The 12,956-nt window shown below is 64.3% G+C and carries 7 protein-coding genes; 5 read left to right on the top strand and 2 right to left on the bottom strand.

Going from position 1 to position 12,956, the window contains the following annotated elements; all coding sequences use genetic code 11:
* Positions 1–198: 198 nt before the first annotated feature.
* Positions 199–6,408 (bottom strand): amino acid adenylation domain-containing protein, encoded by a 6,210-nt coding sequence (locus NL123_RS10665; protein WP_494357724.1) that lies wholly within the window; start codon positions 6,406–6,408, stop codon positions 199–201.
* A gap of 489 nt (positions 6,409–6,897) precedes the next feature.
* Here NL123_RS10665 and NL123_RS10660 point away from each other — a divergent pair, with 489 nt between their 5' ends.
* Positions 6,898–7,689, top strand: a complete 792-nt coding sequence (locus NL123_RS10660) for a helix-turn-helix transcriptional regulator (protein WP_248482648.1) — start codon at positions 6,898–6,900, stop codon at positions 7,687–7,689.
* On the top strand, positions 7,689–9,140 hold the full coding sequence (locus NL123_RS10655; RefSeq protein ID WP_248482650.1) for an efflux transporter outer membrane subunit: 1,452 nt from the start codon (positions 7,689–7,691) through the stop codon (positions 9,138–9,140). Before NL123_RS10660 ends, NL123_RS10655 begins: the two co-directional genes overlap by 1 nt.
* On the opposite strand, the gene hpaA is transcribed toward NL123_RS10655, so the two are convergent.
* A complete protein-coding gene (gene hpaA / locus NL123_RS10650) occupies positions 9,067–9,927 on the bottom strand; it encodes a 4-hydroxyphenylacetate catabolism regulatory protein HpaA (RefSeq protein WP_248482652.1) in 861 nt (286 codons plus the stop codon). The two genes, NL123_RS10655 and hpaA, sit on opposite strands and share 74 nt — an antisense overlap.
* A gap of 128 nt (positions 9,928–10,055) precedes the next feature.
* Between hpaA and NL123_RS10645 the strand changes: the two genes are divergently transcribed.
* From NL123_RS10645 to hpaE, 3 genes are read left to right on the top strand one after another with little or no spacing between them, the layout of a single operon-like run.
* Positions 10,056–10,721, top strand: coding sequence for a fumarylacetoacetate hydrolase family protein (locus NL123_RS10645; protein WP_494357723.1), 666 nt, complete (start codon positions 10,056–10,058; stop codon positions 10,719–10,721).
* Positions 10,718–11,488, top strand: a complete 771-nt coding sequence (locus NL123_RS10640; protein WP_248482656.1) for a fumarylacetoacetate hydrolase family protein — start codon at positions 10,718–10,720, stop codon at positions 11,486–11,488. The genes NL123_RS10645 and NL123_RS10640 overlap by 4 nt, the downstream gene beginning before the upstream one ends.
* Positions 11,489–11,493: 5 nt before the next feature.
* Positions 11,494–12,954 carry a 5-carboxymethyl-2-hydroxymuconate semialdehyde dehydrogenase gene (gene hpaE / locus NL123_RS10635; protein WP_248488232.1) on the top strand — a complete coding sequence of 487 codons (1,461 nt, stop codon included), beginning with the start codon at positions 11,494–11,496 and terminating at the stop codon, positions 12,952–12,954.
* Positions 12,955–12,956 lie beyond the last annotated feature (2 nt).

Here is a 12,956-nt window from a genome sequence, read left to right as displayed (position 1 = left end):
AGCGGGCTTGCCCCGCGTTGGAGTGCGTAGCGCTCCCAGCTTTTTTGGGGCTGCTACGCAACCCAACGCGGGACAAGCCCGCTCGCCACAGTTGCAGTGTTCGCCCTTGATGGAATGGTATCAGCCAGATACTTGAAAGGGCTGGCCATAAGGGCGGAACCCTAAGCAGCGGTTACCTAAATAACGGATATGCCCCCGTCAAATCCGCCGCCGCCGCCCCAACTGCGGAATAGCCGCCTGAGGCACCTCCACCCGCTGAACCTGCGTCAACACACACACCGCCAATTGCGCCACCGTCGGATGACTGAACAACGCCCGCGCATCCACCTCCACCCCCGCCTTGCGCATCCGCGCCACCAGGTTCACCGCCAACAACGAATGCCCGCCCAGCTCAAAGAAATGATCGTGTCGCCCCACCCGCTCCAACTTCAGCACCTCAGCCCAGATCCCCGCCATCAACACCTCCACCGCCCCGACCGGCGCCGCATAGGCGCGGCTCACCACCGCCCCCACCCCCGGCTCCGGCAAGGCCTTGCGGTCGAGTTTGCCCGCTGGGTTGAGCGGTAATTCGTCGAGCTGCACAAACGCCGCCGGCACCATGAACTCCGGCAACTGCTCCAGCACATGGGCGCGTAATGCATCCAGGCTCGGCGCCTCGCCACGCACGGTGAAATACGCCACCAGGCGTTCATCGCGAATCAATACCGCCACCTCGCGCAACGCCGGATGCACCAGCAGCCGTGACTCGATCTCCCCCAGCTCCAGGCGCACACCGCGAAGTTTGACCTGGAAGTCGTTACGCCCGAGGAACTCCAGATTGCCGTCAGGCAGGTAACGCACCAGGTCGCCAGTGCGATACAGCCGATCACCGGCCACGAACGGGCTGTCGATAAAGCGCTCGGCGGTCATCTGCTCCAGCCCCAGGTAACCCCGGGCCACGCCGACGCCACCGATATGCAACTGACCGCTCACGCCCATCGGCACCGGCGCATCGTGTTCATCCAGCACATACAGGCGTGTATTGTTGATCGCCCGCCCAATCGGCAACTGCAATGCCGGCACCGGCGCGCCGGGTTCCAGGGTCCAGGCGCTGCTGTCCACTGTGGCTTCAGTGGGACCGTAGACGTTATGCAGGCGCACCTTGGGCAAGCGCGCCTGCACGCCACGGGCCAGGGCTTCGGTGAGTTCGCCGCCGCCGCACAACACATCGGTGAGGCTGCTGCACAGCGCGGACTCTTCCAGCTCAAGGAACTGCTGCAACATCGCCGGCACGAACTTGATCACCGTGATCTGCTGCTCACGTATCACCTGCGCCAGGTAGGCCGGTTCGCGATGGCCGTCGGGCCGTGCCAGCACCAGGCGCATGCCGTTGGTGAGCGGCCAGAACAGCTCCCACACCGAACCGTCGAAGCTGAACGGTGCCCGCTGCAACAGCGCGCCGCCCTCGGCATTGGGGCACAGCTGCGAGCCCCAGTGCATCAGGTTGCCGAGGCCACGGTGTTCGATCATCACGCCCTTGGGTGTGCCGGTGGAGCCCGAGGTGTACATCACATAGGCCAGGTTGGCCACGCTCAGCCCCGGCACCAACGGGTTGCCGACAGGTGCCTGGCTCCAGGCGCAGTGGTCGAAGTCGATCACCGGGATCGACACGTCACCCGGCACGTCACGGGTGGCGGCATGTACCAGCAGCGCCACCGGTTGGCTGTCGTGGAGCATGTAGGCCAGGCGCTCGCGCGGGTAGCCCGGATCCAGCGGCACATAGGCACCGCCGGCCTTGAGGATGGCCAACAGGCCCACCACCAGCTCCAGCCCGCGTTCGACGCACAGCGCGACGCGGGCGTCCGGTTGCACACCGCGCTCACGCAGGTGGAAGGCCAGTTGGTTGGCGCGTTCGTTGAGTTCGCGGTAGGTCAGTTGCAACTCGCCGGCCTGCACGGCGATGGCATGGGGGATATGCCGTGCGTGGGCTTCGAACAGCGCCTGCACCGTGAAAGTGTCGGGGTAGTCGGTGTCGGTCGCGTTGAAGTCCACCAGCAGGGTTTTCAGCTCGCCGGCGGGCAGTACCTGGACGTCGCGCAACGGTGTCTGTGGCGCCTGGTCCAGCGTGTCCGCCAAGTTGATCAGTGTGTTTTCAAGGTAGTCGAGCAGCCGACCGGCGCCAATTTGCTGCGGCGCCTTGGCCTTGATCCGGAAACCCTTGGCCGTGTCGTCCACGGTCAGCATCAGCGGGTAGCTGAGGATGTCCTCACTGCTGAGCAAGGCAATGCCCGGCACCAGGGTCAGGTCACGCTCGGCGTCGGTGTGCCGGTAGTTGAGCAGGCTGTTGAACAACGGCGACGCGCCGCTGCAACGCTGGGCCAGCGCAAGGGAGGCTTGTTCATGGACGAGCAAGGCGCTGAGCCGGGCGTGGGTGCAAGTGAGCGCATCCGCCACCGTTCGCCCGGCCAGGCGCACCCGCAGCGGCAAGGTGTTGATGAACATGCCCAGGGCACGGTCGGCGCCCTCGCCCGCCTGCAAACGGCCGAGCAGCACGGTGCCGAAGACCACGTCATCACGGCCGGCGACACGGCTGAGCACCTGCGCCCAGGCCAGGTGGAACAGGCTGGCGGTGCTCACGCCCACGCCACGCGCCAGGGCACGCAAACGCTGATTGAGGCTGTCACTCAAGCCACGTTCGACTTGTTCGGTGTGCGCCCGATCCGCCTGGCGCTCCTGTAGACCGAAGGCCAGGGTCGGCTCGTCGACATCCCCCAACTGCTCGCGAAAGAACGCCTCGTGCGCCGCTTGACGTGCCGGCGAACGGGCTTGCACCACCACATTGCGATACGGCACCGGCGCCGGCAACTGCGCCTGCTGGCCGAGCAAGTGGGCGCGGATTTCCTGCATCAGGATCGTGGTGGAGGTGGCGTCATTGACCAGGTGATGGAACCGCAGCCGCGCCACCCAACGCGAGTGCTGCGGCTCTTCGGCATAGTCCAGGGCCATCAGCGGCGCCTGGCGCAAATCCAGCGGCGCAGGGTCTTCGCGCAGCGGCTCAACGCGTAATTGCGCCTGACGCCACACCACCTGCATCGGTTGCTCCAGGGCCTCCCACACCAGGCTGGTGCGCAGGATGTCGTGGCGGTTGATCACCTGTTGCAGGGCCTGGGCAAATGCGTCCAACTGCTCGCGCTGCGCAAAGCTGAACAGCGCCTGTTGCTGATAAGGATCGCGTTCATCGGTGATGTGGTGGTAGAGCAAGCCTTCCTGCAACGGCGCCAGCGGGTAGATGTCCTGCACATTGGCCGCGCCGCCGGGGATGCGCGCGACGATAGGCGCCAGGCTGGCGGGGTCGAGTTCGGCCAGCTCCGGCGCGTCCACGTCACTGAGTTCACTCGCCGCCGCCAGGGCCGCCAGGGTCGGCTGGCCGAACAGCACCTGGACATCGGCGCGCAGCCCGACCTGGCGCATGCGTTGCACCAATTGCACGGCCAGCAATGAATGCCCGCCCAGTTCGAAGAAGTGGTCGTGGCGCCCGACCTGCTGCACCTGCAACAGCTCGGCCCAGATCTGCGCGAGTACGCTTTCCGCGCCGGCGTGCGGTGCTTCGTACAGGCGGGTGACGAATGCGTCTTGGGTGGGTGTGGGCAGCGCCTTGCGATCCAGCTTGCCGTTGGCGGTCAGAGGCAACACGTCCAGCTGTACGTAGGCGGCCGGCAGCATGTAGTCGGGCAGCGACGCTTGCAGGTGGGCGCGCAGGGCTTCGATCGGCACCGCTTCACGCGGGACGAACCAGGCCAGCAACTGCCCTTCGCGGGCTTGCACCACGGCGTCCTGAATATGCGGATGCGTGGCCAGGGCCGTTTCGATTTCGCCCAACTCAATGCGCACGCCACGGATTTTCACCTGGTCGTCGTTGCGCCCCAGGTATTCAAGGTTGCCGTCCGGCAGCCAGCGCACCAGGTCGCCGGTGCGGTACATGCGCCCCTGGGTGAAGGGATCGTCGAGGAAACGCTCGGCACTGAGGTCGGGACGCTTGAGATACCCGCGCGCGATGCCGTTGCCGCCCACGTACAACTCCCCTGCCACGCCGATGGGCAGCGGCTGTTGCTGCGCGTCCAGCACGTACACCGTGGCATTGCCGATGGGTGCGCCGATATGCAATGGCCGGCCGACAGCCATGGGGCCAGAGGTGGCGACCACCGTGGCTTCGGTAGGGCCATAGTTGTTGATCACAGCGAAGGACTGCGCCTGGGTGAACGCGCGCAAGCGGTCGCCGCCGATCAGCAGGGTGCGCAGTGTCGGGTGGTGCAGGCCCTGGCTGAAGGCGTACTCGGCCACGGGCGTCGGCAGGAAGCACACGTCCAGCGGCTGCGCCTGCCACCAACCGAGCAGCGCGTCGATGTCTTCGGCGCCGTCATGGGCCGGCGGCAGGTGCAGCGTGGCGCCCACGCACAACGCCGGCCAGACCTCCCAGGCCATCGCGTCAAAACCAAAACCGGCAACGCTGGCGGTGTGGCTGCCGGCATGCAGGTCGAAGGCCCGGCAGTGCCAGTCCACCAGGTTCGAGACGCTGTGGTGCTCGACCATTACACCCTTGGGCAAACCGGTGGAGCCCGAGGTGTAGATCACATAGGCGAGGTGGGAGGGGCTGACCGCTACGCGGGGGTTGGTGCCCAGGTGGAAGGTCGGGCGGTCAAGCTGAATCACCGGCACCGTCAAGGGCGGCAACCGATGCAGCAAATCGTGCTGGGTCAGCACCACTACCGGGTCGCTGTCGTGCAGCAAGTAATTCAGGCGCTCGGCGGGATGGGCCGGGTCCACCGGCACGTAGCAGGCGCCAGACTTGAGGACCGCCAGCAACCCCACCAACGTGTCCAGCCCACGCCGCGCCAGGATCACCACCCGGTCGTCCGGCCGCACGCCGCGCTCCAGCAGTTGATGGGCCAGCGCGTTGGCCTGCTGGTTGAGTTGGGCGTAGCTCAGGTGCCGCCCCTGATACACCGCCGCCACGGCGTCCGGCGCGCGCGCAGCCTGGGCTTCGATGCGCGCGTGTAGGGTCTGCGGCGGCGTGACGGGCTGGGTGGTGGCGTTCCATTGTTGCAACCGCGCCTGTTCGGCGGGTGTCACCAGAGAGAAATCGCGGATCGTCAGCGCGGTGTCTGCCAGCCCCTGCTCCAGCAGCCAGGTAAAACGTTGCGCCAGGGCCGCCACTTCATCGTGCTGGAAGTACGCCTCGTTGTAGACGCAATGCAGGCACGCGGTGTCCTGGTAGCGATTGCTGCGCAGGTGGATGGCCAGCGGCAGCGGCTCGTGGTGGTTGGACACCTTGACTGCACGGGCCACTGTCGTGCCGTAGCGCAGTTCATGGTCGTCCTGCTCGAAGGACACCGACAGGTCGAACAGCTGGCCGCGATCGCTGCGACGCAGGCCCAACTCACGGTTCATCTCGCTCAGAGGGAAACGCTGGTGGCGGAAATCCTGCTTGAGCTGGTCGCGCACCCCACGCACCAACGCGCTGAACGGCAACTGCTCATCAAACTGCAAGCGCACGGCGCTGACCTGGGTGAACAGCCCGACGGTGGAACGAAACCGCGCATTGGAACGATTGAGAATCGGCAACCCCACGACCCACTCCTGGCGTTGGGCGGTGCGGGTGAAATACACATACAGCGCCGCCAGCAGCACATGAAACGCCGACGCCTGGTAACGGTTGGCCACCTGTTCCATGCGGTTGAGCAGTGCCACCGGAAACGCCTGCGCCAGGGTATTGCTCGTGGCCTTGGCCGTGTGTCGCGGGGTCAACAGCGGCTCGGGAATCAGCCGGTACTTGCCCAGCCAATAGGCGCGGTCGCGGGCATAACGGGCTGACGCGTGGTAGTGCTGGTCTGCGTCGATAAAGTCGATGTAGGACGGCGCCGGCGACTCCGCTTGCCGGCCTTGCACCAGGGCGGTGTACAGCTGCGCGAGGGATTGCAGCATCTGGCCGAAGCCCCAGCCGTCGAGGATCAGGTGGTGGGCCTGGGTGCCGAGGCGATAGTGGTTGTCGTCGAGCTTGACCAGGAAAAAGCGGAACAGCGGCGCGCCCTGCATCGCATAAGGCCGGGCCATTTGCGCCTGCATCAGGGCGTGGCTCGCGGCCTGCGGATCAGCACAAGCTGACACGTCATGCCGCGCCAGTTCCACAGCCAACGTCGCAGCGAAAGTCTGGCGAGGCAAGCCGTCGGCGTCGCTGTGCAGTTGGGTGCGCAACGCGTCGTGCCTGGCGACCAGAAGTTCGACAGCGCGCTGCATCAGGCCGGGGTCGATGGCGCCGGCAAAGTCCACATAACCACCGATGTTGTACAGCGGCGAGTCGCCTGCGCGCAGTTGGTCGAGCCAGATGTCCTGCTGGGCGGCGGTGAGGGGGAAGCTGGGTGAATGCTTCATAAGATCCTTCTCATGGAGGTCAGGCACTGGCCGCGCAGGGGTGCCCATTTCGACGAATGGGCCGGATTGGAGCATGGGGGCCAGGGGCTGTCTGTCACCCTAAACCCGGACATTCAAATGGATAGACCAGGCTTGGCTGATGGTTCACTGCTGAAACGATTAAAGAGTTGTAGGACATTGGCTATATTTGGCCGATGCCGGTTTGAATTGAACATTTCAAAAAATATATTTTTATCTTATTTATCATAGAGTTAATTAACCCTAAAAAATCCGCTTGGTGACTCGTAGTCGGAATTACCTCTCAGAAACGTCGAATTAATGACGCGGTTTCTATGGCAGGTTGTGTCCCTCGTTTCCGCTACATACGTAGGACAAATCCACTGGCTAAATACACTTTCGAATACCGACTCTGGTGTGTGAGCAACGGATCGCCCCCGCAGAGGCCCAGAGCGTCTGTACACGGTTTTCGATATCAAGGATGAGAAGGCTATGAGTTTGACCAGCAGTATTGCCAACACCCAAAGCCCGCATTTCTACGCTGAAATGGGCGAGTTGATTGCCAGCAGTGGCCACCCGGGCTTTGCCGCCCACATGCTGCACCTGGTGGACAAGTGGGTGCCGATCCACCTGGTGGATCTGAGCGAATGGACCCTCGACGAGCTGCGCGATCGCGTGCTCGATATCACGCTGCTGGGCAGCGCCGGCCAGACGCAGGACCTGCCGCCCCTGGCGCTGAATTCCATGGACGACCACCCGCTGCTGCGTGAGATGCTGGGTATGCAGGACCCGCTGCTCATACAGTTGAAGGCCAAGGCCAACAGCGCTCACCCGCGCGGCACCTCGCACCAGTGCAACCTGGTGTCGCGCCAGGGCAATCGGCGCTGTGTGATTTCGTTTTATCGCCCGCCGACCCAGCGCGGGTTTTCCCTGGCCGAGTTGTCGTTTCTCAAGTGCCTGTCGGACACGCTGCTGCCGCTGATCGAGTGCCACGCCCAGAGCCTGCGCCAGGCACCGCACACCGAGGTCGAACCGGCCCACACGTTGCTGGAGCAGTCGCAATTGCAACGTGAGTTCTACAAGCGCCTGTCCCTGGGCGACATCACGTTGTCGGCGCGCGAGCAGGAGGTGTGCCTCGGCTTGCTGACCGGCGGCACCGTGCCGCAGATCGCGGAGAAACTCAGCGTGAAGAACAGCTCCATCGAGACCTACCTCAAGCGCGCCGCCGCCAAGTTGGGCGTGAGTGGCCGGCACGGTCTGGCCAAGTGGATGGTGGGCGCCTGATGCATAAATTGAGCTCCTTCGCGATGGCCTGGATGCTCGGCGGCTGCTCGCTGATCCCGGACTACCAACGGCCTGCGGCGCCCGTGCCTGCGCAGTATCCCCAGGCTGGCGTGTATGCGCTGGCGCAGGCCGGCACGTCGGACTGGCAGCAGCTGTTCCACGACCCGGCGCTGCAAGGGTTGATTGGCGATGCGCTGGTCAATAACCGCGACTTGCGCGTGGCCGCGCTGAACGTCGAGGCGTTCCAGGCGCAGTACCGTATCCAGCGTGCCGACCTGTTCCCGGCCGTGTCGGCGACCGGCGCCGGGCAGCGCCGGCGTGTGCCGGGCGACGTGACCGGCACGGGCAAGGCCGCCATCACCTCCAGCTATTCCGCGACCCTGGGCATCAGCGCCTACGAGCTGGACCTGTTCGGCCGCATCCGCAGCCTCAGCGAACAGGCCATGCTCACCTACCTGGGCACCGAAGAGGCGCGGCGCACTGCACAGCTGAGCCTGGTCGCCAACGTCGCCAATGCCTACCTGACCTGGCGCGCCGACCAGGAACTGCTGGCCCTGGCCCGGCAAACCCTGGTGGCCAACGAACACAGCCTGCGCCTCACCGGCCGCAGTAAAACCGCCGGCAAAGCCTCGGCGCTGGACGTGGTGCAAGCCACCACCAGCGTCGAAAGCACCCGCGCCAGCGTGGCCCGCTATGAGCGCCAGGTCGCCCAGGACCTCAACAACCTCGCCCTGCTGGTAGGCGGTCCGGTGGACGAACAGCTGCCGTCGCGTCCACTTGCCGCCGACCTGGTGGCGCGCGTACCGGCCGGCCTGCCCTCGGACTTGCTGCAACGCCGCCCGGATATCCTCCAGGCCGAATACCAGTTGCGCGCCGCCAACGCCAATATCGGTGCGGCCCGCGCAGCGTTTTTCCCGTCGGTGAGCCTGACCGCCAACGCCGGCAGCGCCAGCACCGAACTGTCGGGGCTGTTCAAGGGCGGCTCGGGCAGTTGGACGTTCCAGCCGCAGATCAACCTGCCGATCTTCAACGCCGGCAGCCTGCGCGCCAGCCTTGACTACGCCAAACTGCAAAAAGACATCAGCGTGGCGCAGTACGAAAAATCCATCCAGACCGCCTTCCAGGAAGTTGCCGATGGCCTGGCGGCGCGGCAAACCTATACCGACCAGTTGCAGGCGCAGCGGGATTTCGTCGCGGCCAACCAGCAGTATTACAACCTGGCCGAGCATCGCTACCGCAGTGGCGTCGACAGCAACCTCACCTTCCTGGATGCGCAGCGTGCGTTGTTCAGTTCGCAACAAGCGTTGATCGTCGACCGCCTGGCGCAACTGGTGGCGGAGGTGAAGTTGTACACGGCGCTGGGCGGCGCGTGGAACGTCAGTGCAAGCCCGACTGCCGCAGCCGATACTCCCCCGGCGTCACCTGGGCATACCGAAGGAAAAACCGGCTGAAATACGCCGGGTCCTTGAAGCCCAACTGGTAGCAGATTTCGTTGGCGGAACTGCCGGTGAACAGCAACAAGCGCTTGGCTTCCTGCATCACACGTTCCAGGATCAGGCGCTTGGACGGCAGGTCGGCCAGGCGCCGGCACACCTCATTGAGGCGCGCCTCGGTCACGCCAATCCCCTCGGCATAGCGCGACAGCGGCCAGTGCTCCAGATAGTGGGCCTCGATCAATTCGTTGAAGCGATGGAAGATGCGCAGGTCTTCGTGCCGGGTCGGGCGCGCCGGCAGTGAGTGGGCGCACAGGCGCAGCAGGCGAATCATGATCAGGCGCGTGAGGCTGTCCAATGCGGCGGCGCGCCCTGCCCGCGCGGCGTTGATCTCATCGTTGAGTTCTTCGAACAGTTGATCCAGGCCGTGGTCACCCGCCGTCAGCGCCACGCAGGCCGCGCCGGAAGCCAGGCTGGGGTCGGCGTCGATCAGTCCCCACACCAACTGCTGGCGCACCGTCAGCACATGCCCATCGGCATCCGCCTCGGTGACAAAGGCGTGGGGCACCGTGGGCGGCGTGAGGAAGAACATCGGCCCGGACTCCACGAACTGGCGGTCATCCAGGTACACCCGCACCGCGCCGCTCTTCACGTAATGCACCTGGAAAAACCGGTCATGCCGATGCACGGGCATGTTGCGCCCGAAAAATCCCGCCAGGTTGCCGAGCTTGTCGTAATGCACCTCGGCATCGCTGTAACGCTGGTCGTAGACCTGCCCGATGTTGATGTTGGGGATCGGCTTCACGGTGCCCTCTTCTTGTTGTTATGACGCCAGAGGATTTTGCCACGCTTGACGGTAGTTAACATATTAATTATAACGTTAACACATTAACGAACTGCCTATGCAGCAGTCGCCACCGCCAGGAGAAACGCATGAGCCGTACCCTGCATGATGTTGCCAGCGGCACCCTGTTCGGCGTCGCGCTGAACTACCAGGGCCTGCTGGACCAGCATCTCGCCGCCTTCCAGCAGGCGCCCTACCAGAAGCCGCCGAGCAAGCCGGTGCTGTTTATCAAGACCCCGAATACGCGCAACGAGCACGCTGGCGTGGTGCTGCACCCCGAGGGTGAACGCCTGCAACCCGGCCCCGCGTTAGGCGTGGTAATCGGCCAGCGCGCCAGTCGTGTCAGCCTGGAAAACGCCATGGCCCATGTGGCCGGCTATGTGGTGGTGAATGAATTCAGCCTGCCGGAAGACAGCTACTACCGCCCGGCCATCAAAGCCAAATGCCGCGATGGTTTTTGCGTCCTCGGGCCACAGTTAGTCCCACGGGACCAGCTCGCCAACCCCGGTCAACTGAGCCTCAAGATGTGGGTCAACGGCGAACTGCGCCAGGAAAACACCACGGCCAATTGGGTGCGCGATATCCCGCAACTGATCGCCGAAATCAGCGAATTCATGACCCTGCATCCCGGCGATGTGTTGATCACCGGCACCCCCGAAGGGCGCGTCGATGTGCTGCCGGGCGACAGGGTAGAAGTCGAGATCAGCGGCGTGGGCCGTCTGCTCAATCACATTCAAGCGGAGACCCCAGCATGAAACACGCCCGTATCCGCTTTGAAGGTGAAGTGCACGCCGTACAGGTGCAAGCCGACAACACCGTGCGTTTGAGCGATGGTCGCCTGCTCGTCGAAGACCAGGTGCAGTGGCTGCCACCGGCCACCGGCAACATGTTCGCCCTGGGCTTGAACTACGCCGACCATGCGGCCGAACTGGCCTTCACCCCACCCACCGAACCCCTGGCCTTCATCAAGTCCGTCGGCACCTACACCGGCCACCGCCAGGTCACCTGGCGCCCGGACAACGTCGCCTACATGCATTACGAGTGCGAGTTGGTGGCGGTGATCGGCAAGGCCGCGCGCAACGTCAAGCGCGCCGACGCCCTGGACTACCTGTCCGGCTACACGGTGTGCAACGACTACGCGATCCGCGACTACCTGGAAAACTACTACCGCCCCAACCTGCGCGTGAAAAACCGCGACGCCACCACCCCGGTCGGCCCGTGGATCGTTGATGTGGCCGATGTGCCCGACCCCGGCAACCTGACCCTGCGCACCTGGGTCAACGGTGAGCTGCGTCAGGAAGGCAGCACCCGCGACATGATCTTCGACATCCCCTACCTCATCGAATACCTGTCCAGTTTCATGACCCTGCAACCCGGCGACATGATCGCCACCGGCACGCCCGAAGGCCTGGCCGATGTGGTGCCCGGCGATGAAGTGGTGGTGGAAGTCGAAGGCGTGGGCCGTCTGGTCAACCGAATTGTCAGCGAGGCGGAGTTTTTCTCCGCCCGGAAAGAGGCGTGAGCAGCATGATCAAACACTGGATCAACGGCCGTGAGGTCGAAAGCAAAGACACCTTCATCAACTACAACCCGGCCACCGGCGAGGCGATTGGCGAAGTCGCCAGCGGCGGTGCCGAGGAAGTGGCCCAGGCCGTAGCGGCCGCCAAAGACGCGTTCCCGAAGTGGGCCAGCACCCCGGCCAAGGAACGCGCACGCCTGATGCGCAAGCTCGGCGAACTGATCGAACAGAACGTGCCGCACCTGGCCGAACTGGAGACCCTGGACACCGGCCTGCCGATCCACCAGACCAAGAATGTGTTGATTCCCCGGGCGTCGCACAACTTTGATTTCTTCGCAGAAGTCTGCACGCGCATGGATGGCCACAGCTACCCGGTGGACGACCAGATGCTCAACTACACCCTCTACCAGCCGGTGGGCGTGTGCGGGCTGGTGTCACCGTGGAATGTGCCGTTCATGACCGCCACCTGGAAGACCGCGCCGTGCCTGGCGCTGGGCAATACAGCGGTGTTGAAGATGTCCGAGCTGTCGCCGCTGACCGCCAATGAACTGGGACGCCTGGCGGTGGAAGCCGGGATTCCCAACGGCGTGCTCAACGTGATCCAGGGCTATGGCGCCACGGCCGGTGACGCGCTGGTGCGGCACCCGGATGTGCGCGCCATTTCGTTCACCGGCGGCACCGCCACCGGCAAGAAGATCATGCAGACCGCCGGCCTGAAAAAGTACTCCATGGAACTGGGCGGCAAGTCGCCGGTGCTGATCTTTGAGGATGCCGAGCTTGAGCGCGCCTTGGATGCGGCGCTGTTTACCATCTTTTCCCTGAATGGCGAACGTTGCACCGCCGGTAGCCGTATCTTTATCCAGGAAAGCGTCTACCCGCAGTTTGTCACCGAGTTCGCCGCCCGCGCCAAACGCTTGATCGTCGGTGACCCACAGGATCCGAAGACCCAGGTCGGCTCGATGATCACCCAGGCGCATTACGACAAGGTCACCGGCTACATCAAGATCGGCATCGAGGAAGGCGCCACCCTGCTCGCCGGTGGTCTGGAACGCCCGGCCAACCTGCCGGCGCACCTGAGCAAAGGCCAGTTCATCCAGCCGACCGTGTTTGCCGATGTGAACAACCGGATGCGCATCGCCCAGGAAGAAATCTTCGGCCCGGTGGTGTGCCTGATCCCCTTCAAGGACGAAGCCGAGGCCCTGCAACTGGCCAACGACACCGAGTACGGCCTGGCCTCCTACATCTGGACCCAGGACATCGGCAAGGCCCATCGCCTGGCGCGCGGGATCGAAGCCGGCATGGTATTTATCAACAGCCAGAACGTGCGCGACCTGCGCCAGCCATTTGGCGGGGTGAAAGGTTCCGGCACCGGGCGTGAAGGCGGCCAGTACAGCTTCGAAGTGTTTGCCGAGATCAAGAACGTGTGCATTTCCATGGGCAGCCATCACATTCCGCGTTGGGGTGTTTAACC

Source organism: Pseudomonas sp. FBCC-B1565 (assembly GCF_059133265.1).
Note: the sequence above shows the minus strand (reverse complement) of the source record. Positions and strands in the feature narration are given on the sequence as shown.